This window comes from Proteus sp. G2300, assembly GCF_009915965.1.
Classification (GTDB): Bacteria; Pseudomonadota; Gammaproteobacteria; order Enterobacterales; family Enterobacteriaceae; genus Proteus; species Proteus vulgaris.
Window position 1 is genome coordinate 49,559 of the sequence record NZ_JAABNK010000025.1, and the last position, 26,497, is coordinate 76,055.

General features: G+C 39.2%; 21 protein-coding genes and 7 tRNA genes. 9 read left to right on the plus strand and 19 right to left on the minus strand.

What is annotated here, in order from left to right; genetic code table 11:
* Window positions 1–351: 351 nt before the first annotated feature.
* The 4 genes from GWI97_RS16290 (at window position 352) to GWI97_RS16305 (ending at window position 4,100) form a co-directional block, all read left to right on the plus strand.
* Entirely contained in the window at window positions 352–741 is a 390-nt protein-coding gene (locus tag GWI97_RS16290) for a hypothetical protein (RefSeq protein ID WP_036938541.1), read from the plus strand.
* A gap of 85 nt (window positions 742–826) precedes the next feature.
* Window positions 827–2,866: a protein-disulfide reductase DsbD family protein gene (locus GWI97_RS16295; protein WP_087802716.1), complete on the plus strand. Its 2,040-nt coding sequence runs from the start codon at window positions 827–829 to the stop codon at window positions 2,864–2,866.
* Window positions 2,866–3,597, plus strand: coding sequence for a DsbA family protein (locus GWI97_RS16300; protein WP_036938535.1), 732 nt, complete (start codon window positions 2,866–2,868; stop codon window positions 3,595–3,597). Before GWI97_RS16295 ends, GWI97_RS16300 begins: the two co-directional genes overlap by 1 nt.
* Window positions 3,597–4,100 (plus strand): protein disulfide oxidoreductase, encoded by a 504-nt coding sequence (locus GWI97_RS16305; protein ID WP_036938532.1) that lies wholly within the window; start codon window positions 3,597–3,599, stop codon window positions 4,098–4,100. The genes GWI97_RS16300 and GWI97_RS16305 overlap by 1 nt, the downstream gene beginning before the upstream one ends.
* A gap of 251 nt (window positions 4,101–4,351) precedes the next feature.
* On the opposite strand, the gene lnt is transcribed toward GWI97_RS16305, so the two are convergent.
* The 5 genes from lnt to miaB all read right to left on the minus strand — a co-directional run bounded on the left by lnt (window position 4,352) and on the right by miaB (window position 9,816).
* The gene (gene lnt / locus GWI97_RS16310; protein ID WP_087802713.1) at window positions 4,352–5,875 is read right to left on the minus strand and encodes an apolipoprotein N-acyltransferase; all 1,524 of its coding nucleotides are present in this window, start codon (window positions 5,873–5,875) and stop codon (window positions 4,352–4,354) included.
* 7 nt (window positions 5,876–5,882) lie between these two features.
* Window positions 5,883–6,764, minus strand: coding sequence for a CNNM family magnesium/cobalt transport protein CorC (corC, locus tag GWI97_RS16315; RefSeq protein WP_023581153.1), 882 nt, complete (start codon window positions 6,762–6,764; stop codon window positions 5,883–5,885).
* Window positions 6,765–6,835: 71 nt separating this feature from the next.
* The gene (gene ybeY / locus GWI97_RS16320) at window positions 6,836–7,303 is read right to left on the minus strand and encodes an rRNA maturation RNase YbeY (RefSeq protein WP_036938524.1); all 468 of its coding nucleotides are present in this window, start codon (window positions 7,301–7,303) and stop codon (window positions 6,836–6,838) included.
* Complete coding sequence (locus tag GWI97_RS16325; protein WP_036938520.1) at window positions 7,296–8,357, minus strand: PhoH family protein; 1,062 nt, start codon at window positions 8,355–8,357, stop codon at window positions 7,296–7,298. The genes ybeY and GWI97_RS16325 overlap by 8 nt, the downstream gene beginning before the upstream one ends.
* A gap of 28 nt (window positions 8,358–8,385) precedes the next feature.
* On the minus strand, window positions 8,386–9,816 hold the full coding sequence (gene miaB, locus GWI97_RS16330; RefSeq protein ID WP_036938517.1) for a tRNA (N6-isopentenyl adenosine(37)-C2)-methylthiotransferase MiaB: 1,431 nt from the start codon (window positions 9,814–9,816) through the stop codon (window positions 8,386–8,388).
* A gap of 205 nt (window positions 9,817–10,021) precedes the next feature.
* Here miaB and ubiF point away from each other — a divergent pair, with 205 nt between their 5' ends.
* On the plus strand, window positions 10,022–11,209 hold the full coding sequence (gene ubiF / locus GWI97_RS16335; protein WP_087802707.1) for a 3-demethoxyubiquinol 3-hydroxylase: 1,188 nt from the start codon (window positions 10,022–10,024) through the stop codon (window positions 11,207–11,209).
* Window positions 11,210–11,252: 43 nt separating this feature from the next.
* Here the strand turns inward: ubiF and fghA are convergent, their stop codons facing one another.
* From fghA to nagB, 13 genes are all read right to left on the minus strand, one after another.
* On the minus strand, window positions 11,253–12,083 hold the full coding sequence (gene fghA, locus GWI97_RS16340; RefSeq protein WP_036938513.1) for an S-formylglutathione hydrolase: 831 nt from the start codon (window positions 12,081–12,083) through the stop codon (window positions 11,253–11,255).
* A 53-nt stretch (window positions 12,084–12,136) separates the two neighbouring features.
* Window positions 12,137–13,249 (minus strand): S-(hydroxymethyl)glutathione dehydrogenase/class III alcohol dehydrogenase, encoded by a 1,113-nt coding sequence (locus tag GWI97_RS16345; protein WP_036938510.1) that lies wholly within the window; start codon window positions 13,247–13,249, stop codon window positions 12,137–12,139.
* A gap of 19 nt (window positions 13,250–13,268) precedes the next feature.
* Window positions 13,269–13,544 (minus strand): metal-sensing transcriptional repressor, encoded by a 276-nt coding sequence (locus GWI97_RS16350; protein ID WP_036938507.1) that lies wholly within the window; start codon window positions 13,542–13,544, stop codon window positions 13,269–13,271.
* Between the two features lie 261 nt (window positions 13,545–13,805).
* Window positions 13,806–13,890 (minus strand) — tRNA-Leu (locus GWI97_RS16355).
* Window positions 13,891–13,941: 51 nt separating this feature from the next.
* Window positions 13,942–14,016, minus strand: a tRNA-Gln gene (locus GWI97_RS16360).
* A gap of 5 nt (window positions 14,017–14,021) precedes the next feature.
* Window positions 14,022–14,098: transfer RNA gene (locus tag GWI97_RS16365), tRNA-Met, on the minus strand.
* A gap of 20 nt (window positions 14,099–14,118) precedes the next feature.
* Window positions 14,119–14,193, minus strand: a tRNA-Gln gene (locus tag GWI97_RS16370).
* Between the two features lie 41 nt (window positions 14,194–14,234).
* A tRNA-Gln gene (locus tag GWI97_RS16375) sits at window positions 14,235–14,309 on the minus strand.
* Between the two features lie 27 nt (window positions 14,310–14,336).
* Window positions 14,337–14,421, minus strand: a tRNA-Leu gene (locus GWI97_RS16380).
* Window positions 14,422–14,429: 8 nt separating this feature from the next.
* Window positions 14,430–14,506: transfer RNA gene (locus tag GWI97_RS16385), tRNA-Met, on the minus strand.
* Window positions 14,507–14,919: 413 nt separating this feature from the next.
* Window positions 14,920–16,152: a DNA-binding transcriptional regulator NagC gene (nagC, locus tag GWI97_RS16390; RefSeq protein ID WP_082239481.1), complete on the minus strand. Its 1,233-nt coding sequence runs from the start codon at window positions 16,150–16,152 to the stop codon at window positions 14,920–14,922.
* A 9-nt stretch (window positions 16,153–16,161) separates the two neighbouring features.
* The gene (nagA, locus tag GWI97_RS16395; protein WP_036938505.1) at window positions 16,162–17,325 is read right to left on the minus strand and encodes an N-acetylglucosamine-6-phosphate deacetylase; all 1,164 of its coding nucleotides are present in this window, start codon (window positions 17,323–17,325) and stop codon (window positions 16,162–16,164) included.
* Window positions 17,326–17,449: 124 nt separating this feature from the next.
* The gene (gene nagB, locus GWI97_RS16400) at window positions 17,450–18,256 is read right to left on the minus strand and encodes a glucosamine-6-phosphate deaminase (protein ID WP_087803674.1); all 807 of its coding nucleotides are present in this window, start codon (window positions 18,254–18,256) and stop codon (window positions 17,450–17,452) included.
* Window positions 18,257–18,610: 354 nt separating this feature from the next.
* Here nagB and nagE point away from each other — a divergent pair, with 354 nt between their 5' ends.
* The 4 genes from nagE to GWI97_RS16420 all read left to right on the plus strand — a co-directional run bounded on the left by nagE (window position 18,611) and on the right by GWI97_RS16420 (window position 25,941).
* Window positions 18,611–20,653 carry an N-acetylglucosamine-specific PTS transporter subunit IIBC gene (gene nagE, locus GWI97_RS16405; protein WP_161752144.1) on the plus strand — a complete coding sequence of 681 codons (2,043 nt, stop codon included), beginning with the start codon at window positions 18,611–18,613 and terminating at the stop codon, window positions 20,651–20,653.
* Window positions 20,654–20,850: 197 nt separating this feature from the next.
* A complete protein-coding gene (gene glnS / locus GWI97_RS16410; RefSeq protein WP_036938496.1) occupies window positions 20,851–22,518 on the plus strand; it encodes a glutamine--tRNA ligase in 1,668 nt (555 codons plus the stop codon).
* 647 nt (window positions 22,519–23,165) lie between these two features.
* A complete protein-coding gene (chiP, locus tag GWI97_RS16415; RefSeq protein WP_103004560.1) occupies window positions 23,166–24,560 on the plus strand; it encodes a chitoporin ChiP in 1,395 nt (464 codons plus the stop codon).
* A gap of 541 nt (window positions 24,561–25,101) precedes the next feature.
* Complete coding sequence (locus GWI97_RS16420) at window positions 25,102–25,941, plus strand: DUF817 domain-containing protein (RefSeq protein WP_036938491.1); 840 nt, start codon at window positions 25,102–25,104, stop codon at window positions 25,939–25,941.
* Window positions 25,942–26,025: 84 nt separating this feature from the next.
* Here the strand turns inward: GWI97_RS16420 and fur are convergent, their stop codons facing one another.
* Window positions 26,026–26,472, minus strand: coding sequence for a ferric iron uptake transcriptional regulator (fur, locus tag GWI97_RS16425; protein WP_006537692.1), 447 nt, complete (start codon window positions 26,470–26,472; stop codon window positions 26,026–26,028).
* Window positions 26,473–26,497 lie beyond the last annotated feature (25 nt).

Sequence of the window (26,497 nt, forward strand, 5' to 3'; positions counted from 1 at the left end):
TAGTGATAAGTGATATTGGTGATTTGCTTTGTGTTGCTTTTTTGTTTTAATTTGTTTTGATAATGTTAATAGATAGAACAAATAACATACTGTTGGGAAGTGCAATTTGTGAAATACGAGAGGTATCTCTCAATAAAAGAATGAAATCAAATATGATTGATTGTTTTTTTGGAAGTTGTTTTCAATATTTAAAATTATTGTAGTAGAAACCTTATAGAAATAAAGGTTAAAGATGAAAAATTGAGATAATAGAAAAAATAAAATAAGTAGGGATTTGTAAAGTTTGTCTTAAGGAGTTGTTTGTCTGTAGATTACCGTTAAGATAACGGGTCATATTGATGAGGAACATCTATGAGTAATTGGCGGTCAGGTCGCTGGCTAGTGGTGATAACAGTTTTGCTGATATTGTGTTGTATTGTTCAGCGTTCATTAGGTGCCCACATCATTAGTGAGCGCTTAGCAACGGCTGTTTCCCAAACACAATACCCACTATCAATACCAATTGCTGATGAGAATAGTGCAATAGAACATACTTATTCACTGTCTACCTGTGAATTAAGTGCTAAATCATTATTATCTGTACCTCCAATAACCATAGAGCCGTTTTTCCATTCATGGGCAGTACTATTATTGTTGAGTATGGCTGCTATCTATGTTTCACGTCAGCGTAGCCAAAAAAAACACCATCATCCACCTCCACCGATAAGACTTCACCTTCATTATTGTATTTTGAGGGATTAGAAATTTCCTTTTAGCTAAAAAATTGCACGTCTATTTTAGGACGTCGCTTTGTGTGTAGCGTTGTAGGAATTTTTAGGGAGTTGTTATGTTTCGTTCTTTTGTTATAGCGTTGGTATTAACGCTATTTACGTTATCTCCATCTCAAGCAGCAGATACAGGCTGGTTAGCCATGCCTGATAATTCTCACGCACAAGTTAGGGCGACAGCACAAAAGTCACCAACGGGTGATGTGAAAATGTTACTTGAAGTACAACTTGAATCTGGGTGGAAAACCTATTGGCGTTCACCAGGGGAAGGTGGCGTTGCACCTGAAATTAATTGGTCACAAGATGTGAGTACGATGATATGGCATTGGCCATCACCTTCAGCTTTTGATGTTGCAGGTATTCACACTCAAGGCTATGACAAACAAGTTACTTTTCCTATTGAATTAACATCCGTTAATGCTGAACGTTTAACGGGTGTTTTAACGTTATCAACATGCAGTAATGTCTGTATTTTAACGGACTACACTTTAGATTTTGATCTCACAGAGCCTGCCCCTTCTGATTTTGAATGGCAATATAGTCAGGCGATGGCAAAAATCCCTGTTGGTACAGGACTCATCTCTTCGGTTTCTTCTGCTTATAATAATAGTCAGCTCACAATCTCTTTACAAAAAGAGCAAGGAGATTGGGTTAAACCTAATATTTATCTCGATCCTCCAGAAGGTATGCTTTACGGTATTCCCAAGTTAAATCATAAAGATAATAATTTGATTGTCTCTGTTGATGTGACTGATGATTGGGGCGATGATGCGGGTGATATTTCAGGTAAAGCTCTCTCATTTGTTATTACTGACCAAGGTTTTTCTCGTCAAGTTAACGACACAATAGGGAAGGGAGAAATAGGTACTGTTTCTTCTTCTCATTCAAGTGTTGGACTATGGAGTATTCTTGCTTTTGCACTATTAGGTGGGTTGATCCTAAATTTAATGCCTTGCGTATTGCCAGTGCTCGCGATGAAATTGGGTTCGATTTTACATCTTGAAAATCGTGATAAAGGAGTTATTCGTAAGCAATTTTCGGTGTCTGTTTTAGGTATTTTAGTTTCTTTTTGGGCACTTGCTCTATTTATGACAGGCTTACGTTATAGCCAAGAAGCTTTAGGTTGGGGAATTCAGTTCCAAAGCCCTTGGTTTATTGGGTTTATGGTGTTGGTGACCGCTATTTTTACAGCTAATTTATTGGGTTTATTTGAGTTACGTTTAAGTAGCAATATGAATACTAAAATGGCAACGGCGGGAGGACAGGGATATGGTCGTCATTTTTGGGAAGGTGCTTTTGCTACTTTGCTAGCCACACCTTGTTCCGCACCATTTTTAGGTACCGCAGTCGCTTATGCTCTGATTGCTCCGTTAAGTGAGTTATGGCTTATTTTTACTGCATTAGGGATAGGAATGAGTTTGCCTTGGATCTTAGTGGCAGTATTCCCATCTGTTGCAAAAGTGCTACCAAAACCCGGAAAATGGATGAATCGTCTAAGAGTTGTTTTAGGCTTTATGATGCTACTGTCTAGTATTTGGCTTATTACACTTTTAATCCCTCATTTGGGAATGCCTATTGTTGCCGGTATTTTTATTACGATTACTTTGCTTTTATTACTCGCAATTGCACGGCACTATGGTAAAAAAACGGTACTTATTTCTACGGTGATTGCCCTATTTTTAGGGGGAAGTACTTACTTTTTTGTTGCTCAACCAGAAAGCCATACATTTACAGGTCAAGATTCAGTCAATTGGCAGCCTTTATCTGAAGAAGCAATACACCAAGCATTGGCTGATAATAAACGTGTATTTGTTGATGTGACGGCAGATTGGTGTGTAACCTGCAAAGCAAACAAATACAATGTATTATTGCGAGAAGATATTCAGGCGGCATTGTCAGCACCGGATGTCGTTGCATTAAGGGGGGATTGGACTAAACCCTCTGATAAAATCACCCAGTTTTTAAAACAACGTGGTCAAGTTGCTGTGCCTTTTAACCAAATTTATGGACCTTGCCATAAAGATGGCGTGGTTTTACCCCCACTTTTAAATAAAGATTCAACATTGACTATTCTTTCAGAGGCTAAAGGAGCCCAATAATGAAAAAAACACTTTCTGCACTGGTTATCTCGTCATTACTTTTGGGTGCAAATGTGCAAGCGGCGGCATTAAGCGCTGATCAGGAAAAAGAAGTTCGTGCGCTGGTTCGTGATACCTTAATCAAAAATCCAGAAATTTTGGAAGAAGCTATTACTGCATTACAAGCACAAAAAGCCGATGAGCAACAAGCTCAATTTCGTACTGCCTTAAAGGCAGAACACGACGCATTATATAACGATGCAGCAAGTCCTCGTATTGGTGCAAAAGACGCTAAGTTAGTGTTGGTTTCTTTTACTGATTATAATTGCCCTTACTGCAAACGTTTCGATCCATTATTAGAACAAATCACAAAAGATTATCCTGAAGTTGCTGTGGTAATTAAACCATTACCATTTAAAGGCGAAAGTTCTGCGAAAGCATCTCAAGCGGTACTTTCTGTATGGAAAGAAGATCCTAAAGCGTTCTTAGCGTTACACCAACGTTTAATGCAGAAGAAAACAATGCTAGATAATGCAAGTATTGATGATGCAATGAAAACAACCAATACAAGCAAAGTAAAATTAACGGATGACAGCTTAAAAGCGTTACAGAATAATTTAGATCTTTCTCGTAAATTAGGTATTCAGGGGACACCTGCAACGGTTGTTGGCGACATGGTTATCCCTGGTGCAGTAGATTACGCCCAGCTAGAAGTGATTGTTAAAGAACAACTGGCTAAAGTGAAAAAATAATGCATAGTCGCTTACGAAAATGGAGTAAAGAGCTGGTTGTTCTGGTGGTCATTTTCGTTGTAGCCTCTTTTGCAATGGATTGGTGGCGACAACCTACGCCACCCTCCTTAACGAATTTACCTGAACTTTATACGGTTGATAATAAAGTTGTTTCATTGACAGAATTGAGTGCTGAAAAGCCTTTATTAGTCTATTTTTGGGCAACTTGGTGTGGGGTTTGTAAATTTACGACACCGACCGTAAATTCGTTAGCCCAAGATGGTTATAACGTGACATCAGTGGCAATTCGATCTGGTGATAGTGCAAAGCTAGAGCGCGGTATTCAATCTAAAGGCCTTGTTTTCCCTGTTATTAATGATGAGCGCGGAAACATTTCGCAGCAGTGGGGAATTAGTGCTACACCTTCATTTGTGATTGTTTACAAAGGTGAAATGGTCGGCTTTACGAGTGGTTGGTCTTCTTCATGGGGACTAAAATTACGTTTATGGTGGGCTTCTTTTTAAATTGGTTATCAGAGTTTAAGTGAAGAAAAAATGATGCCAGGTAAGCTCGCAATAAAATAGATTATCTCATAAAGAAGATTCTTACGTCTGTGTTTAATTTTTTTTCTTGTGTATGTTGAGTCATTAACGCCTTTTCAGCAGTAATGCGTTTTGAGGTATTTATGTGTATTGGCACAATATTAATAGGAATAACGATTAGAGAAAGCCCAACCTAATTAATATTAACTTAATAGGGTTGGGCTTTATTCATTTTAATTACGGCGTTTAATAAAGGCGATAATAAAAAATAATCCAACCAGTATCCACAATGGTGTATTACCCCATTTGTAATAAGGGGTTAATCCTGTTGTTGGTGTGATTTTTTCCGCTAAAGCACCTTCTTCAAATTGAGGAAGTTGAGAAATTACATCACCATTAGCTGCAATAAAGGCTGTAATACCGTTATTTGTCGAACGTAATAAGGGTCTTCCTAACTCTAGAGAACGCATTCTCGCCATTTGGAAATGCTGCCAAGGGCCGATTGAATTACCAAACCAAGCATCATTAGAAATCGTCAACAAAAACCGAGTATCAGGTTTGAAGTTAGCACGAACTTGTTCACCTAAAATAATTTCGTAGCAAATAGCTGCGGTTATTTTGGCATCATTGACAGTAAGCTGAGGTTGTACATATTCACCCTGGCTCAATGATGACATCGGTAAATTAAAGAAAGGTGCAAGTGGGCGTAATAGTGATTCTAGTGGTACATACTCACCAAAAGGAACAAGGTGATGTTTATTATAGCGATCCGTTGCTGGATATTGATAAGCATAGTGTTCACCTAATGTGATAACACTATTGTAGAAACGATAACCTTTTAATGTTGGTCGAGCATCAATAATTCCCGTCATTAAATGGGTGTCTTGCTCTCTTAGTTGCTTATCAAGCTCCGCTAAAAAACCTTGTTGTTGAATTTCGACATCAGGGATCGCAGATTCAGGCCAAATAATCAGATTCGCCTTACCGATAAAAGGGCGACTTAAGGTGAGATAGGTTTTTAGCGTACTTTCTAATGTGCCCGGTTCCCATTTTAATGATTGTGCGATATTGCCTTGGATTAATGCAATTTCTTGCGTTTCATCCTGTAAAGGCTGATACCACTGATAAGATTTAAAGCTGACCGGTAATACTAATAAAAGAAGAGCAACGACAAGGCTGTAAATTGATTTTCGATAGAGTGCAAATGCCAGAAGGCCACTGATAACGGTAAGTAGTAGTGTTATCATGGTAACACCAAAAATAGGCGCAATACCTTTTAATGGGCCATCAATTTGGCTGTAACCGAATTGTAACCATGGAAAACCAGATAATACCCAACCCCTTAAAAACTCTGTAATTTGCCATAGTGCAGGGGCTGCGAATACAAACCGCCATAGTGTGGGGGTTGGAAAAAATCTATTTAGTAAGCCTGCAAATAACAGCGTATAGAGTGATAAATAGAGTGCTAATAAAATCACTAAAAAGATGTTTATTGCAAACGGCATACCACCAAAATCAGCAATGCTGACATAAACCCAATTTACGCCAGTACCAAATAAGCCAAAACCCCAAGCAAAGCCAAGGAATGCACCTTGTCGAGATGTGCGCTGTGTGATTATCAGTAATAGACCAAGCAGTGAAATTAAAGCCGCAGGCCAAAAGTCAAAAGGCGAAAACGCAAATGTGCCGATAGCACCGAAAAAAACCGCCAGAAGGGCACGAACCCACTGGCGGTTTAAGAAAGAGATATTATTCATTGATATCCTATGCATCATTACCTAGTTCAGGAATGGGCGCATCATCGGGGATATGCACATAAACCTGAATGATCTTACGGCTGTCTGCCATAACAACTTTAAATTGGTAATTATCAATAGTAATAGTTTCACCACGAGCAGGAAGGTGACCAAAGGCTTGCATAACTAAACCGCCAATAGTATCAACTTCTTCATCGCTGAAATGTGTACCGAACGCTTCATTGAAATCTTCTATCTGGGTTAAAGCTCGAACTGAGTAAGCGTGGCGACTTAGTGGACGAATATCAATATCATCCTCATCGTCATACTCATCTTCAATTTCGCCTACGATAAGTTCTAGAATATCTTCAATTGTGACAAGCCCTGATACACCTCCGAATTCATCAATTACAATCGCCATATGATAGCGTTGTGAGCGGAACTCTTTTAATAGGCGATCGACCCGTTTACTTTCAGGTACAACAACCGCTGAACGTAAGACTTTATCCATACTAAATGGCTCTGCGTCAGTACGCATAAATGGCAGTAAATCTTTTGCCATCAATAAGCCTTCAATATGATCTTTGTCTTCGCTTATGACTGGGAAACGGGAATGTGCTGAATCAATAATTACATCTAAACATTCATCAAGAGTTTGATTACGTTTTAGTGTAACGATTTGGGAGCGCGGGATCATAATATCCCGAACGCGCTGTTCAGCAATATCCATTACCCCTTCAAGCATGTCGCGGGTATCAGGATCAATTAATTCTTTCTGTTCAGAATCGCGGATAAGCTCCATCAGATCATCACGGTTTTTAGGTTCACCGTGGAACCACTGATTAAGCAGTGTGAGAAACCCTTTCTTAGGACCAGGGTTATCGTTACTCGAAGATTGGTCGTCGCTCATGGCGTTTTAACTATTTTTCCTCATTGAATGGTTAATTGGATATAATATTTATCATAAAAATAAGATAACTGTTACTCTTTTTCAATTAAATAGGGATCTGCATAACCTAAATTTTGTAAGATTTCTGTTTCTAAACTTTCCATTTCTTCGGCTTCATCATCTTCTATATGATCATAACCTAAAAGATGTAGGCAACCATGAATCACCATGTGTGCCCAATGTTCTTCAACCGTCTTACTCTGTTCAACCGCTTCCTTTTCTACCACCTGGCGACAAATAATTAAATCACCTAATAGAGGCAATTCAATTTCAGGCGGTGCTTCAAAAGGAAAAGAAAGCACGTTAGTGGGTCTATCTTTACCGCGATAAGTGAGATTAAGCTCGTGACTTTCTGCTTCATCAACAATACGAATAGTGACTTCACTGACTGGTTGAAACTGTGGTAATACCGCTTCGAGCCATGTCATAAATTGGGCTTCACTCGGAAGCCCTTGCGTATTTTCACTTGCAATTTGTAAATCAAGGATAACTTCACTCATGATTTTCTCTCTGAAGCTTCTCTTTTTCTGCTTTGATAGCTTGACGACGTTTTTGGTCTTCGGTTTCCCAAGCTTCATAAGCGATAACAATTTTGGCAACCACAGGGTGACGAACAACATCTTCACTATGGAAAAAATTAAAACTTAAATCATTCACATCTGATAAAACTTCGATGGCATGACGTAAGCCCGATTTATTGCCTCTTGGCAAGTCAATCTGAGTTATATCCCCAGTGACCACGGCTTTAGAGTTAAAACCAATACGCGTTAAGAACATTTTCATTTGTTCAATGGTGGTGTTTTGGCTTTCATCAAGAATGATGAAAGCATCATTGAGTGTACGTCCACGCATATAAGCGAGAGGTGCAACTTCAATAACATTACGCTCTATTAGTTTCTCAACTTTTTCAAAACCCAACATCTCAAATAACGCATCATAAAGTGGTCGTAAATAGGGATCGACTTTTTGACTTAAATCACCTGGTAAAAAACCTAATTTTTCACCCGCTTCAACTGCAGGCCGCGTCAACAAAATACGACGCACTTCTTGGCGTTCAAGGGCATCAACAGCGGCAGCAACAGCTAGATAAGTTTTCCCTGTACCCGCAGGCCCAATACCAAACGTAATATCATGAGTCTGAATATTGGCAATGTATTGTGCTTGATTTGGTGTACGAGGTTTTATCACACCACGTTTAGTTCGAATATTGGTCGATTTTCCAAACTCAGGAACATGCTCATCACTTTGTTCAAGCACACGGCTTTCTTTGATAGCAAGATGAATTTGTTCAGGGTCGATATCGGGGATCACGCCTTTCATCGGCGAGGTTTCCACATACAGGCGACGTAGAATTCCTGCGGCCGCATTGACACATAATGATTTTCCCGTGAGTTTAAAACGGTTATCACGATGATTAATCTCAATACCTAAACGGCGCTCAAGTTGCTTAATATTATCGTCAAATGGGCCACATAGACTCATCAAACGGGCATTGTCAGCTGGCTCTAAGAAAATTTCTTGGGTCGCTACTTGTGCATGTGCTATTACTGTCACTGATTATCCTTTTGTTAAATCTGATCAATTAAGGTTGGTAAACACCGACCCCTAATTCATCTTCTTTACGAGTACGTGCAATGACGGATTCTGGTGATTCATGGGTACGTAAATCCATTTGATCTTCCGTTCTAACCACTTTACCACGTAGTGAGTTGGCATAAACGTCAACAATTTCAACATCAACGAATTTACCAATCATATCGGGTGTACCTTCAAAGTTAACCACACGGTTATTTTCAGTACGACCAGAAAGCTCCATTACATTTTTACGTGAAGGGCCTTCAACAAGAATACGTTGCACACTGTTTAGCATCGCTCGGCTAAAATTCATCGCTTGCTGATTGATGCGCTGTTGTAGCAGATATAAACGCTGTTTCTTTTCATCTTCGCTAACGTCATCAGGTAAGTCGGCTGCTGGAGTACCCGGACGTGCTGAATAGATGAAACTAAAGCTCATATCGAAATTAACATCAGCAATTAATTGCATGGTTTTTTCAAAATCGTCTTGTGTTTCACCGGGGAAACCGATGATAAAGTCTGAACTTATCAGAATATCAGGACGTGCTTTGCGTAATTTGCGAATGATGCTTTTATATTCAAGTGCCGTATGGTTACGCTTCATTAATGTTAGAATACGGTCAGAACCACTTTGCACAGGTAAGTGTAAATAGCTGACTAATTCTGGCGTATCTTCATATACAGCAACAATATCGTCAGTAAATTCGATAGGGTGGCTAGTGGTAAAGCGAATACGGTCAATACCATCAATTGCCGCGACTAAGCGAATTAACTCAGCAAAGCTACAAATTTGGCCATCAAAAGTGGCACCACGATAGGCGTTTACGTTCTGACCTAATAGGTTAACTTCGCGTACACCTTGAGCGGCTAGCTGTGCTATTTCAAATAATACATCATCACAAGGGCGGCTGACTTCTTCACCTCGAGTGTAAGGAACAACGCAGAAAGAACAGTATTTGTTACAGCCTTCCATGATAGAAACGAAAGCAGAAGGGCCTTCTGCACGAGGCTCAGGTAAACGGTCAAATTTTTCGATTTCAGGGAAACTGATATCGACAACCGGGCTTTTGGTGCCTTTAACCTGATTAATCATTTCAGGTAAACGGTGTAAGGTTTGTGGTCCGAAGATAATATCGACACACTGCGCACGTTGACGGATGTATTCACCTTCTTGAGAGGCAACACAGCCACCGACGCCAATGATAATATCGGGTTTATTATCTTTAAAATATTTCCAACGTCCTAACTGATGAAAGACTTTTTCTTGTGCTTTCTCACGGATAGAACAGGTATTTAACAGTAGAATGTCCGCATCTTCGGCGACATCGGTTAACTGATAACCGTGGGTGCTTTCGAGTAGGTCTGCCATTTTGGATGAATCGTACTCATTCATCTGACAGCCCCAAGTTTTAATGTACAGTTTTTTTATCGTCGACATTGTGTAAATCCGGTATTTTCAGTGAGACAATAGCTAATCACTGGAAAACGTTGCGTGTAATAAGCCAATAAGGCGGTTATTGTAGTCATTTGTGTGGTCAGTGACTAGAGTAAGTCGGTGCTAATTCTTTATGGCGTTTAGTTTAATCAAAATAAACTGAAACAGCGCTTACCTAATTATTAAAGTAATGAGTTATGGCATAACAATGATGAGTAATGTAAAAAACGATTTTGATGCAATCATCGCGGGTGGCGGAATGATTGGCGCTGCTGTTGCAATTGGACTGGCGCAAGAAGGATTGCGTGTCGCCATGATTGAGCGACAGTCTCCAGCACCTTTTGATGCGTCATCTCATCCTGATATCCGTATTTCTGCGATTAGTTGTGCGTCTGTTAGTCTATTAAAACAACTAGGTGCATGGCAACATGTTTTGGCTATGCGTTCTGCACCTTATCTGACTCTTGAAACATGGGAAGAAGAAAACGCCCATGTGATTTTTGATGCAAAAAGCTTAGGGCTACCCGAATTAGGATATATGGTTGAAAACCGTATTTTGCAATTAGCGCTTTGGCAAGAGGCTGAACGTTATAGCAATATCACTTTATTATGTCCAAATAGTCTAAGTAAAATGACTTATTTAGATGATAAATGGACAGTAACGCTTTCTGATGGTAAGGAGGTGACCACAAATTTAGTGATAGGTGCTGATGGTGCAAACTCTCAAGTGCGCAAATTTGCAGGTATTGGTAGCAATGGTTGGCAATATCGCCAATCGTGTATGTTGATTACAGTAAAAACAGAATTACCTCCAGAAAAGGGAACGTGGCAACGATTTTATCCTTCAGGGCCACGCGCCTATTTACCGCTTTTTGATAACTGGGCTTGTTTAGTTTGGTATGACTCGCCTGACAGAATTAGAAAACTACAAAACATGTCAATGGCGCAGTTAGAAAAAGAAATTCAACATGCTTTTCCTGAACGTTTAGGAAAAGCGACACCTATTGCTACGGGTTCATTTCCCTTAACGCGTCAACATGCAAGTCGTTATGTTGATAAAGGCATTATTTTGTTGGGAGATGCGGCTCACACCATTAATCCATTAGCAGGACAGGGCGTTAACTTAGGTTATCGTGATGTGGATTGTTTCTTGAACTTAGTGGCTGAGGCTAAAAAACATTTCGAGCCTTGGGATTCAATGGCGTTATTGAAAAAATATCAGCGTCGTCGTATGCCTGATAATTTAGTTATGCAAGCGGGTATGGATGTCTTTTATCACGCCTTTAGTCACCAACTACCGGGTTTAAAAGTCGTTAGAAATATCGGCCTTTTAGCAGCTCAACATGCAGGAAAAGCGAAAGAGGCAGCGTTGCGTTATGCGTTAGGTATTAAATAATTAGAAATGCGATGATCTCTTTGGAGAGATCATCGCATTATGGCTAAGCGTTTAAGTGCTTAGCATGAAAAGCAATATGCTCACCAATAAAACTCATGACAAAATAATAACTGTGATCATACCCTTGATGTAAATTCAATTGATAAGGGAACTGTTTTTTGTCACAAGCTTGCGCGAATAATTCAGGTTTAAGTTGCTCTTGATAGAACGGATCATCGAGCCCGACATCAACACGCATAGGTAATACACTTTCTGTTTGGCTAACTAATTCAACCGCATCATATTGTTGCCATTGTGTCGTATCATCGCCTAAATAAGCGCTAAACGCCTTTTGGCCCCAAGGAACAATAGAAGGTGCCACTATGGGAGAAAATGCGGACACACTGCTGTAGCGGTCCAAATTTCGTAAAGCAATTGTTAAGGCGCCATGTCCTCCCATTGAATGCCCGCTAATCGCGCGTTTTTCTGTGGCAGGAAAATGTGTTTCAATCAGTGCCGGAAGCTCATCAACAATATAGTCATACATCTTGTAATGATCATTCCAAGGGGATTGGGTGGCATTAAGATAAAAACCCGCACCTTGCCCTAGATCATAGGCACTATCATCAGTGATATTTTCACCACGAGGGCTGGTATCTGGTACAACCAAAATAATGCCATGCTGTGATGCAAATTGTTGAGCGCCTGCTTTAGTAATAAAGTTTTGCTCATTGCAGGTTAAGCCTGATAACCAATATAAAACAGGGGATTTTTGCCCTTTTTCCATAGGCGGAAGATAGATGGCAAATTTCATCTCACAATTTAACGCCTTTGATGTATGTTGATAAACTTCTTGCCAGCCACCAAAACAGGCGTGACGTTCAATCCTTTCCATTTTGACTCCTTTAAAAACAAAGATAAGCCTATGAGGTATAGGCTTGAGGATGATTAATCGAAATGAATAACAGTTCGGATTGATTTACCTTCGTGCATTAAATCAAAAGCTTCATTAATTTTTTCTAATGGAAGTTTATGAGTAACAAAAGGTTTAAGTTCAATATTACCTTTCATTGCATCTTCAACCATGCCAGGTAATTGACTACGGCCTTTTACACCACCAAAAGCAGTACCTTTCCATGAGCGACCTGTCACTAATTGGAAAGGACGGGTTGAGATTTCTTGTCCAGCGCCTGCCACACCAATGATGACAGACTGACCCCAACCACGATGTGCACTTTCTAATGCAGCTCTCATTACATTGACATTGCCGATACATTCAAAAGTATGATCAACACCCCATTGGGTTATTTCGACAAGAACTTGCTGGATAGGCTTATCGTAATCATTAGGATTTAAGCAATCTGTTGCACCAAACTGACGTGCTAATGCAAATTTCTCAGGATTCGTATCAATGGCAAAAATACGACCGGCTTTGGCTTGTCTTGCGCCTTGAAGAACAGCAAGACCAATGCCACCTAAACCGAAGACAGCAACTGAATCACCTTCTTGTACTTTTGCCGTGTTGTGAACAGCTCCAATTCCCGTTGTCACTCCACAGCCTAATAAGCAAACTTCTTCGTGGTTAGCTTCAGGATTGATTTTTGCAAGAGAAACTTCAGCGACGACGGTGTATTCGCTAAAAGTAGAACATCCCATATAGTGATAAATAGGCTGCCCGTTATAAGAAAAACGTGTTGTACCATCTGGCATCACACCTTTACCTTGTGTCGCTCTGACTGCTACACACAGGTTAGTTTTACCTGATTTACAAAATAGGCATTCACCGCATTCAGCAGTATAGAGTGGAATAACATGATCACCGGGTTTAACACTTGTGACACCCTCACCGACTTCGATCACAATACCTGCACCTTCATGGCCAAGAATAGCGGGGAATACGCCTTCAGGATCATCACCAGAGAGCGTAAAGGCATCGGTATGGCAAACGCCAGTGTGGCTAATTTTAATTAGCACTTCACCAGCTTTTGGTGGCATCACATCAACTTCAACAATTTTTAAAGGTTCTCCTGGCCCAAATGCGACCGCAGCACGAGATTTCATGGTGTATCCTTTTTTGTTATTAACGCAGGTAAGTGCGGATAAGTGAAATAGCGTCATCAACAGAATTTTTTTGATCTTCAGGAGACGCGACAGCATCCATAAGACCTTCACGTAAATGACTTTCGAGTACACCTGCCATTAGGCCATTGATAGCGCCTCGAATGGCGGCAATTTGTTGTAACACCTGGCCGCATTCATTTTCATTTTCAAGTGCAGTTTCTAATGCAAGAAGTTGCCCCTTGATTTTTCTTACACGAGTTAATGCGGCTTTTTTTTCTGCTGGTGAGTGTGGCATATATAATCCTTAAGTATACTATAGGGGAGTATAGTATTTACATGAATATATGTACAGAACGATCAATAAAATGAGAAATGATGAAAAATAAATAAAAAATGAAGATATGTAGCGTGATGGCCTTTGAGAACAGAGGCATAAGGAAAGAAGGGGAGAATAGTGCTTAGAAAACTGATAGGAAAAAGTCAGTGACAAAAACAAAAAAGACCCGCTATTGCGAGTCTTTTTTGTTGATTTCGTGATAAACACGTTAGTAATCAATGGTGCGGGAGGCGAGACTTGAACTCGCACACCTTGCGGCGCCAGAACCTAAATCTGGTGCGTCTACCAATTTCGCCACTCCCGCATACAACGTTCAGAAAAAAAGACTCGCTCAGCGAGTCTCTCTTTCGAAATATGGCTGGGATACCAGGATTCGAACCTGGGAATGCCAGGATCAAAACCTGGTGCCTTACCGCTTGGCGATATCCCAAAAAATGGTGGCTATGACGGGATTCGAACCTGTGACCCCAACATTATGAGTGTTGTGCTCTAACCAGCTGAGCTACATAGCCATATTGAATCTAGCGAAAGATGGCTGGGGTACCAGGATTCGAACCTGGGAATGCCAGGATCAAAACCTGGTGCCTTACCGCTTGGCGATACCCCATCCGCTAATTCAATTGTCAACACACTTATTTATCAGAAGTATGGCTGGGATACCAGGATTCGAACCTGGGAATGCCAGGATCAAAACCTGGTGCCTTACCGCTTGGCGATATCCCAACTGATAAATTCTTGACGAGGTTAAAATGGTGCGGGAGGCGAGACTTGAACTCGCACACCTTGCGGCGCCAGAACCTAAATCTGGTGCGTCTACCAATTTCGCCACTCCCGCAAAAAAGATGGTGGCTATGACGGGATTCGAACCTGTGACCCCAACATTATGAGTGTTGTGCTCTAACCAGCTGAGCTACATAGCCATCTTTTTTTTGCATAACCTTCGTCGGCGTTGCGGGGCGCATTATGCGTATTACAGACAAATCCGTCAACTGCTTTTTGCATTAATTTTCGAGAAACGTGTCCGTTTGCTCGATGGTTAATCATTTTGTCGAAAAAAGATCCAAAAAACAACCTTCTTGATCAAAAATATCCTCGAAAATAAGAGGGTGTAAAGTGTGAATAAAAAGAAAAAACAAAGCAGTAAGCGGAGAAGATAGGTGTAAATACGATTAAGACGTAGCGATAAAAAGAGATAAAAAAAAGAAATGCAGTAAAAAAATCACGTAACATTTCTTTTTTTAATCGTTTACTGTTTGAATTTTAGACTTATTTTTTCATTAAAATAAGAAAAAGTATTTGTTTAACTCAAAAAGTATAATTTATCATCAATAACTTACTTTTCTAATAGCTGTTGAAGCAATTCTCCATTGAGCATTGCACGTTTAGTTAATGCAAAAGCCCCTATTGCAGAACGATGATCAAGCTCTGATGTGACAACAGGAAGTGCTTCTCTAAATTCTTTTAATACTTGCGTATTAATACAACTTTGAATAGAAGGAAGCAAAATTTCAGCGGCTTCGGTTAACTCACCTGCTAAAACAACCTTTTGTGGGTTAAATAAGTTAATCGCAATTGCAATCGCTTTACCTAAATGTAGACCAACTTGTTTAATGGTTTCGACCGCTAATGGATCATTTTTAACCGCAGCATGACAGATATCTTGGATTTGACACTGTGTCGGTGATAAATATTGGCTTGGGTAGCCTTGCTCTAATTGATAACGTACTTTGGCTTCAATTGCCGTGTTTGATGCAATTGTTTCTAAACAGCCAAAATTACCACAATGACAACGTTCGCCCAGAGGATCTATTTGAATATGGCCAATTTCTCCCAGGTTACCGCGCTGATTGAGGAGAATTTTATTGTTAATAATAACACCAGCACCTGCCCCACGATGAATTCGCACTAACAGTGAATCTTCACAATCTCTTGTGGCGCCGAAATAGTTTTCAGCTAATGCAAGGCTTCGAATATCATGGCCAGCATAACACGGGAGGTTAAAGCGCTTTTCTAGACTATTGACTAAAGCCCAGTTATCCACTTTCATATGAGGCATATAGCGGACAATGCCTTTATTAGGATCAACAAGGCCGGGCAAAATCACTGAAATTGAAATAAGTTCACGAATACGACGTTGATTTTGTTTAATAAAGTCATTAATTGCGTTAATAAGCAGCGCTTCAACTTCATTTTGCGTGCTTTGCTCTATGGGATAGTGTTGCTCAATAATGACCTTACCACTCAGATCATAGAGTGCGACAGTCGCATCATTGCGTCCTAGTCGCACACTGACGGTATTAAAATTGCGATGTTCAACAATAATGGAAATTGCACGGCGCCCACCTGTTGAAGCTTGCTGGTCAACTTCTTTAATTAGTCCACGCTCAAGCAACTGACGAGTAATTTTAGTCACACTGGCTGGTGCTAATTGGCTTTGTTCGGCTATTTGGATACGGGAAATTGGTCCGTGTTGATCAATAAGTCGATACACAATCGCACTGTTAAGTTGTTTAACAAGATCGATATTGCCAATTTGCGTTTCAGTGTTGTTGTGACTCATCAGCATATACATCCATTAGTTATCAGTTATTTCTATACCATTGACAAACGTTGTGCAAAGGTTGAAGTCCTTGTCAAAAGAAGCAAGGTTAGCAATTTTACCTGATTCAATTGTACCGAGTTCTTTTTCTATTCCAATCGCACGAGCAGGATAAAGTGTAGCCATTCGTAATGTTTCATCTAATGGAATACCCACATGAATAACACTATTTTTAATAGCATCAATCATAGTCAGTGATGACCCACTTAATGTGCCATCGGCATCAACACAAAGGCCATTACGATAATATATGGTTTTTCCTGCAAAAACGAAGCTATCCATCTCATTTTTATTAGGGTCTAGTCCCGCTGGGGCAGTTGCATCTGTGACTAAAAGTAATTTTTCGCCTTTTAAACGTTTACTATTACGAATATTTGCCCATGAAACATGTAAACCATCTGCAATGATACCAGCATAAACCTCGGGTGTATCATAAATGGCGCCTACAAGGCCAGGGCCTCTGCCTGTGATATAGGGCATCGCGTTGTAAAGATGAGTTGATAATGAAATACCATTACGGAATCCTTTACGCGCTTCTTCATAAGTTGAATTTGAATGGCCTGCAGAAACAATGATACCTGCTTTGATTAATTGACGAACATACTTTTCATCAACCATTTCAGGTGCAAGAGTGATTTTTGCGATGACATCAGCATTATCGCACAGATAGTTAATCATCTGAGCACTAGGTTGACGAATAAATTGTGGATCATGTGTCCCTTTTTTAATCACGTTGATATAAGGACCTTCTAAATGTAATCCCAGCACTTTGTTTGCATGTTTTTTCATATAGGCACGAGTTGCTTCAATGCCTATTTTCATCAATTCATCAGAACAGGTAATTAGTGTCGGTAAATAACTGGTACAGCCTAAACGCTCATTTGCTTTTTGCATGATTTCTAGCGTTTCAACGGTAACATTTTCTGGAGTATCATTAAATTGTACGCCACCACAGCCATTAACTTGTAAATCGATAAAACCGGGAGAGACAATTGCACCTTTCATATCACGAACAGTGATATCTTTTGGTAGCTGATCCTGTGGGCAAACCTGCTCAATACGGGAGCCGTTAATGATAATGGCGTGGTTTTCTAAACGGTCGTAACCTGTATAAATAACAGCATTTGTTAAGGCAAACATACCTTTGTCTCCTGATAAGGGAAGTCAATCTAAAAAGCCGATATCAGCCAGCAAATTCTGGCTGATAAGTAAGAGAGCTTAGCCTTTTCCACTACTTAATCAGTAGGTACTTATTTTACTAAACTTAGTCTTGGTATTTCTGACACTCTTGCGCTTCAATCTGTTGGAAATAACGCAATGTTTTAACACGTAATTCCATTGTGGCAGGATCATCACACACTATAATTGCTTTCGGATGAAGCTGAACACACGAAATGGTCCATAAATGGTTAACTGCGCCTTCAGTGGCGGCATGTACAGCTTGTGCTTTATTAAAACCTGTTGCCAAAATCATTAATTCTTCAGAATCTAATAATGTGCCAACACCCACAGTCAGTGCGTATTTAGGAACATGATTAACATTATTATCGAAGAAACGTGAATTCGCTAAACGCGTGTCTTCGGTGAGTGTCTTCATGCGAGTGCGTGAAGATAGTGATGATGCCGGTTCATTAAAAGCGATGTGACCGTCATTACCAACACCACCCATAAACAGATTGATTTTGCCATAAGACTTTATTTTAGCCTCATAACGGGCACATTCTGCTTCTGGATCTTCTGCGTTGCCGTTTAATAAATTGATATTTTCATCTTTAATATCAATATGATTAAAAAAGTTTTCATACATAAAAGTACGATAACTTTGTGAATGATTTGATGGAATACCAACATATTCATCCATATTGAATGTCACCACGTGTTGAAAACTGACTTTTCCAGCACGGTGTAATTCAATCAGTTCTTTATATGTTGCCAATGGCGTGCCACCAGTCGGTAAACCAAGTACAAAAGGGCGATCTGCGGTTGGGTTAAATGCGTTGATCTTCTCAACGATATAATTTGCAGACCATTTACCAACTTGTTTTGCCGTAGATAGGGGGATTAACCTCATAGTAACCTCATAGAAAAAAGACAAATCTGATAATTCATGAAGGTGTTATTTCATTGTGTGATTATCAGTGGCTCATCTATAACACGAATTTCTTTTCATTTTTAGTCGATGATCTAATTTGTCCCGCCAAAAGATATTTTTAATCATAAAATAAGCTTTCTGACTTAGCCAGCATTTCAGCTAAAAAATATACTATATTGGTGACTTAAATCACAAATTATGACTAATTAATTTGCGATACGAAATAAATTTTTTAGACTGAAAATGGAATTAAATAATTAGCTCATCAATTTTTTATAAAATATGAATGAGTATGAATAAGATCCCGTATAGGGGCTATCCAAGGGGGAGTTTGTGAATATTTTAAGTTATCTGCAGAAGATAGGACGGGCACTGATGGTGCCAGTTGCTACATTACCTGCAGCAGCAATTCTGATGGGGATTGGCTACTGGATTGATCCAGTAGGCTGGGGTAGTGATAACGCGCTTGCTGCCTTACTCATCAAATCTGGTGCTGCTATTATCGACAATATGTCAGTTTTGTTCGCCATCGGTGTTGCTTATGGTATGTCAAAAGACAAAGATGGTGCTGCCGCTTTAACGGGGTTTGTGAGTTTCTTGGTTGTCACAACGCTCTGTTCACCGGCGGCGGTTTCCATGATCAAAGGTATTCCATTAGAAGAAGTACCTGCTGCATTTGGTAAAATAGAGAACCAATTCGTGGGGATTTTAGTGGGTGTGCTTTCAGCGGAACTTTATAACCGCTTTAGCCAAGTTGAATTGCCTCTCGCGCTCTCTTTCTTTAGTGGTCGACGTTTAGTTCCTATTTTAGCGTCATTCCTCATGATCATCGTCGCCTTTATCTTAATGTATGTCTGGCCTGTTATTTATGGCGGATTAGTCAGCTTTGGTGAAAGTATTAAAGATATGGGGGCATTGGGTGCCGGTATTTACGCATTCTTTAACCGCTTATTAATTCCTGTTGGTCTACATCACGCGTTGAACTCTGTATTCTGGTTTGACGTTGCGGGTATCAATGATATTCCTAATTTCCTTGCGGGTCAGAAATCTATCGATGCGGGCTTAGCGACTGTGGGGGTAACAGGTCGTTATCAAGCAGGTTTCTTCCCTGTAATGATGTTTGGTTTGCCAGGTGCTGCGCTTGCAATTTATCACTGTGCACGTAAAGAAAATAAAGCAAAAGTGGCTGGTATTATGATGGCGGGTGCATTTGCTGCATTCTTCACCGGTATCACTGAACCGCTCGAATTCTCATTTATGTTTGTTGCGCCAGTGCTTTATGTTATTCACGCATTCTTAATGGCAATCTCTGTTTATATTGCTGCAAGTATGGAGTGGATATCAGGATTTGGCTTTAGTGCGGGCTTAGTGGATATGTTCTTATCCTCTCGTAACCCACTTGCTGTGCACTGGTACATGCTGATTGTCCAAGGTATTGTGTTCTTCTTCATTTACTACGGTATTTTCCGTTTCACTATCACGAAATTCAACTTAAAAACACCGGGTCGTGAAGATGACGTATCTGGTGATGAAACCGCAGATGGTTATAATGAAGATATCACAACAGCGCCTGCAAATAGCAAAGAAGGTGTTCAGCAGGAAGCTCGTCAATATATCGCGGCTATCGGTGGTTCTGATAACTTAACTGGTATTGATGCTTGCATTACACGTTTACGCTTAAATGTAAAAGATGCCACGCTTGTTAATGATGCCTATGCAAAACGCTTAGGTGCATCAGGTGTTATTCGCTTAAACAAACAAAGTGTTCAAGTGATTGTGGGTACGCGCGCAGAGCTTGTGGCTAACGCAATGCGTGATGTATTAACGCAAGGTCCCGTTGCCGCTTATGAAGGTGCATCTGCTTCAACCGTGTCTACTGAAAAAACACCTGTAAAACAAGCTAATGCTAATGCAAAAGTATTACTTGAAATGATTGCACCTTTTGATGGTGAAATTGTGGCATTAAACGATGTGCCTGATGAAGCTTTCTCAAGTGGTGTTGTAGGGGATGGCCTTGCGATTAAACCAACCTCTAATATTGTGATGGCACCTGCAATGGGCTCAGTCGTTAAGATTTTTGAGACTAACCATGCATTTTGTATTGAAACTGATAATGGTGTTGAAATCATCGTTCATATGGGGATTGATACTGTTGCATTAGGTGGTAAAGGCTTTAAGCGTTTAGTTGAGGAAGGCGCAGACGTTAAAGTCGGCCAACCTATCTTAGAATTAGATCTAGAATATCTGAACGCTAATGCTAAATCGATGATAAGCCCTGTCATTGTCAGCAATATTGATGATTTTGATAAAATTGCTGAACAAGTTACTGGTGATGTGGTTGGAAATAAAACCATTATCTACAAAGTATTAAAATAAATTCTATACAGATATTTAATCCTCTATAAAGAGATGGTTAAATAAGACGATAAAACGGGGAGTCTTTCAAACTTCCCGTTTTTTTATCTCTATTTTGATAAATATCTCAGGGGTGTATTTCGCTAAGGTATTTATGAAACCTGCTTATTGGATTATAGTGGGTTAATTATGCGTTTTGCTTTGAGGAAAAAATGACCATGAATGAGGCAGATGCCCGCCCAACTAACTTTATTCGTCAAATAATCGACGAAGATCTGGCAACAGGGAAACATGATAGCGTGCATACGCGTTTCCCACCTGAACCTAATGGCTATCTTCATATCGGCCATGCGAAATCAATTTGTCTGAATTTTGGTATTGCTAAAGATTACCAGGGTAAATGTAATTTACGTTTTGATGATACCAATCCAGTAAAAGAAGATATTGAGTATATCAACTCAATTCAAAAAGATGTTCAGTGGTTAGGTTTCCAATGGGAAGGTAGCGTTCATTACTCCTCAGATTATTTTGATCAACTTTACCAATATGCGATTGAGTTGATTAATAAAGGCTTAGCTTATGTTGATGAGTTGAGCGCTGAAGAAATTCGTGAATACCGCGGTACATTAAAAGAGCCCGGCAAAAATAGCCCTTATCGCTCACGTAGCGTAGAAGAAAACTTGGCACTATTTGAAAAAATGCGTGCAGGGGGTTTTGAAGAAGGAAAAGCGTGTCTACGTGCGAAAATTGATATGGCATCACCCTTTATCGTTATGCGTGATCCAGTACTTTATCGTATTAAATTCGCTGAACACCATCAAACTGGGAATAAATGGTGCATTTACCCAATGTATGATTTTACCCACTGTATTTCTGATGCACTGGAAAATATCACACATTCTTTATGTACGTTAGAATTCCAAGATAACCGTCGTTTATATGATTGGGTGTTGGATAACATCACTATCCCTTGCCATCCTCGTCAATATGAATTCTCACGTCTTAACCTTGAATACACTGTGATGTCAAAGCGTAAGTTGAATCAACTTGTGACAGAAAACATTGTTGATGGTTGGGATGACCCTCGTATGCCAACGATTTCAGGCTTACGTCGTCGTGGATATACCGCTGATTCTATTCGTGAATTCTGTTTACGTATTGGTGTAACGAAACAAGAAAATAATGTTGAAATGGCGGCTTTAGAATCTTGTATTCGTGATGATTTAAATGAAAACGCACCACGTGCAATGGCTGTTATCGATCCCGTTCGTTTAGTTATTGAGAATATGCCAGAAGGTGAAGAGATTTTAACTGCACCGAATCATCCGAATAAACCTGAAATGGGGACTCGTAAAGTACCTTTTAGTCGTGAAATTTATATTGATCGTGCTGACTTTAAAGAAGAAGCAAATCGCCAATATAAACGTCTAGTTTTAGGAAAAGAAGTACGTTTACGTAATGCTTATGTGATTAAAGCAGAACGTGTTGAAAAAGACGAACAAGGTGAAATCACAACCATTTACTGTACTTACGACCCAGAGACCTTAAATAAAGATCCTGCGGATGGACGTAAAGTAAAAGGTGTTATTCATTGGGTTAGCATTCCACATGCCATTCCTGCTGAGATTCGTCTTTATGATCGACTGTTTAGCGTACCTAATCCTGCTGCAGAAGAAGATTTCTTATCAACAATTAACCCTGAATCTTTAGTTATTCGTGAAGGTTTTGTTGAGCGTAGCTTAAAAGATGCGGCTATCGAAAAAGCGTATCAGTTTGAGCGTGAAGGCTATTTCTGTGCTGATAAACTATCAACAGCAGATAAGTTAGTGTTTAACCGTACCGTGGGTTTACGTGACACTTGGGCGAAGATTTCTCAGCAAGGTTAATTTGAACTTTTTTAAGTTACATTGAGTATAATTAAAGCTTAAATTAATAGAATGCTCGGTAATTATTTATCGAGCATTTTTTTATCTGTTTTACCGCTTATCTTGACTGATTTTTCATCTATTGATATTAAATATTTACTATTCTTAATTTAATTAGTCTCTCGTTTTCTCTTTTTTAGGTGATAAATTTCTATTTGTTTCGTTTGAAATAGTTTATTCACTATCGCTTTATTCTTTTGTTTTTTCAGATCATCACGCTAAATAAAGCTGTAATAAGAAAAATGTGATTCATACCTCATATTTTACATTGTTAAAAAAGATTATTTATAAATACTACTTATTATTCCTTTCTATAAAAACGAAATCTAATATCAATTAAAGATTGATTTAAAAAATTATTTTAAATCAATGCATTATATTTTTTTTAAATAGAGTATTATAAACGTAAGAAAGTGAAACGATCATTTAGTTATGTGCCCTTGGTCATATTTTGATAAAAATTCTTTTTTTGGGGTTGATAATTCGCGTCGCGAAAAATATGCTGTTTCTAACCTAATTTAGGTTTTTTCCCCAATTGGGGTTTTATATTTGGAAATAGGCATCGTGCTTATTTCTTTTTTAGTCAAAGTCGAAGAGGAAACAATGCTATGGTTATGCAACATGCTAAACCAGGCAGGGTGGCACTTGCCGTTATAGGCGCATTGCTTGTAACTGCACTACCTGCAAAAATGTCTCATGCTGAAGGGTTTATTGATGACTCAACTTTAACGGGTGGCCTTTTTTATTGGCAACGTGATCGTGACAGAAAAGAGTTAACACCAAATAGTCCTGATTACGGCAAATACAAAGCTAACCTACATCATTCTACATTCAACGCTAATTTAGATTTTTCTTCCGGTTATCTAGGCGATTTTATTGGTTTTGATTTAGCGGCTTTTGGCGCAGCTGAGCTGAATAATAGTGGCCCAGCGGCACCTAATGAAATCGGCTTTAGCGATGCTAAAAGTCGTTGGGATGAAAAATGGACAGGCGATCGCAGTGGTATGAGCGTGTATAAAGCCGCTGCAAAATTCAAATTAGGTAACTTTTGGGCCCAAGGTGGCTATATTCAACCTAAAGGTCAAAGCTTATTGCGTCCGCACTGGAGTTTCTTACCGGGAACTTATCGCGGCGCGGAAGCAGGTGCCGTTTTTGATTTCGATAAAAGTGGTGAATTATCTTTCTCCTATATGTGGACTGATGAATATAAAGCACCGTGGTATCGGAATATGTATAACTTCCGTAAAGCTGATCTAGAAACGAATATCAGCTATCTTCACTCTTTTGGCGCTAAATATGATTTTAAAAATAGCTTAGTGTTAGAAGCGGCATTCGGTCAGGCTGATGGCTATATCGACCAGTATTTTGGTAAAGTCTCTTATGATTTCCCAATTGCTGATAATGCATTAAGAACATCTTATCAATTCTATGGTGCTAAAGATAAAGTGACGGGAGGAGGGGTTAATGACGTCTATGATGGGCTGGCATGGCTACAAGCGCTGACTTTCGGTTATACCTACAATGTCTTTGATTTCAAAGTAGAAGGTACATGGGTTAAAGCGGAAGGTAATCAAGGTTATTTTTTACAACGTATGACGCCAGGTTGGGCGACATCAAATGGTCGTCTTGATATTTGGTGGGATGGTCGTTCTGACTTTAACGCGAATGGTGAAAAAGCCCTTTATGCTGGCGTGATGTATGATCTGAAAAACTGGGATCTATCAGGCTGGGCAGTAGGAACTTCTTATATTTACGCATGGGATGCTAAGCCAAGTGGTAAAGCCATTTATGACCAAGGACAACGCATCAGAGAAAGTGCATGGAATGCGGATATTATGTATACGGTTCAAGAAGGTCGCGCTAAAGGAACACTCTTTAAGCTTCATTATACCCGTTATGATAATCATTCCGATATTCCAAGCTATGAAGGTGGTTTTGGTAATATTTTCCAAGACGAAAAAGACGTTAAATTTAACGTAATTATGCCATTTACTATTTTCTAATATTAGTGTGAGGGTAAAGTGTATTATTGCACTTTATCCTTTATAAAAATAAAAAGTTAAATACGATTACGATAAGTAAAAATAAGTAATAGAAAGAGTTGAGATGAGAGAATTAAAAAGCATAGATATTATTCTTAAAAATTAACTTCGTTAATAAAGTGAAGTTGTCAGTCGTAGTCATCTGTAAAAGTAAAAGAGTTGTATTAAAAAGCTGTAATGTGTTGTTTAAAAATCGCAGTATGTCGTAAAACGTAATGAAGTAAAGTCGTCATGTCATGTCGTCTGAGATAAATGTGAGTAGGTTATTTTTATCTCTTGTGCTTCAGTTATTTCGCAGAATTTGCGTAAGGTATTTACCCTAAAAGGCAGTCAGAGTGGGTATTGTAGTGGGAGGGTAAATACCTTTATTTTTAAATCCTTTCTTTTTCATCCTTGTGCGTTTTTTCATTCTATGGCAAATTTCTTCTCATTCATTTTATCACTCCTTATTTATTATTCTGCATTTAATGTTATTTAATAATGCACGTTTTCAGGAAGAAGCATGTTAAAACGATTGGATGATTTTTTATTAGAACCTCCATTAAGGCCTTTTAAAGGTATAAAACGATTTATTGTTGAGTTTCTTTTTTTTGGTGTAAAAGAAGCGCGTTCTTGCTTATTTGCCGGTTTTTTCTTTTTTATTTTATTTGCGACACCCAGTAAAGGAATATTAGGTATACCTCGTTATGATGTTTTACTTATTCTTGCTATTGCTTTCCAACTGTGGATGGTATGGGGAAAACTCGAAACATGGGATGAATTAAAAGCGATCTGTTTTTTCCATATTGTGGGTTTTGTTATGGAATTATTTAAAACTTCGGCTGCGATAGGATCGTGGAAATACCCTGATTTTGCTTACACAAAGTTGTGGGAAGTGCCTTTATTTACAGGGTTTATGTATTCAGCTGTGGGGAGTTATTTAATTCAAGCATGGCGCTTTTTAAAAGTACGAATTGAACATTATCCACCTTATTGGATGGCAACGTTGGTCGCACTTGCTATCTATATTAATTTCTTTTCTCATCACTTTATTGGTGACTATCGTTGGTATTTAACCGCCTTTATTTTAGGTCTTTATGCGCGTAGTGTCGTTTATTTTACGCCTTATGACACAGAGCGAAAAATGCCACTATTATTGGCTTTTGTTCTGATTGGTTTTTTTATTTGGCTTGCTGAGAATTTCGGTACATTTTTTGGTGTTTGGCAATATCCCAACCAAATTGGTGCTTGGTCTGCTGTACATGCAGGCAAATGGGGCTCTTGGTCATTATTGGTCATTGTTACATTTACTATTGTGGTTCATTTAAAACATATTAAACAGAGTATCAGTGTGGCTAAATAGAGTTATTTTATCTTCAAATTTAGGGCAATAAAAAAGGAACTGTGAACAGTTCCTTTTTTCTACTGAGAGATTATCCAGAATGAATTATTTCTCATCATGTGCGTGGCTATCTTCTTTACAATTGCCTTCAGCACAGTGGCCATATAAATAAAGGCTATGATTGGAAAGTTTGATACCATGACGTTCAGCGATGTTTCTTTGGCGCACTTCAATCGCATCATCTGTAAACTCGATAACTTTACCACAATCAAGACAAATTAAATGATCGTGATGGTGTTGTTGAGTTAATTCAAATACTGATTTACCCCCTTCAAAATTATGTCGGGTAACAATACCAGCATCGTCAAATTGGTTTAAGACGCGATACACGGTTGCCAGACCAATCTCTTCACCGATATCGATGAGTTTTTTATAGAGATCTTCAGCACTGACATGATGGCACTCAGGATCCTGGAGCACTTCCAAGATCTTTAAGCGAGGAAGTGTAACTTTTAACCCAGCATTTTTTAACGCTTTATTATTGTCGGTCATGCGGATTTAATCCTGTTGCTAATGG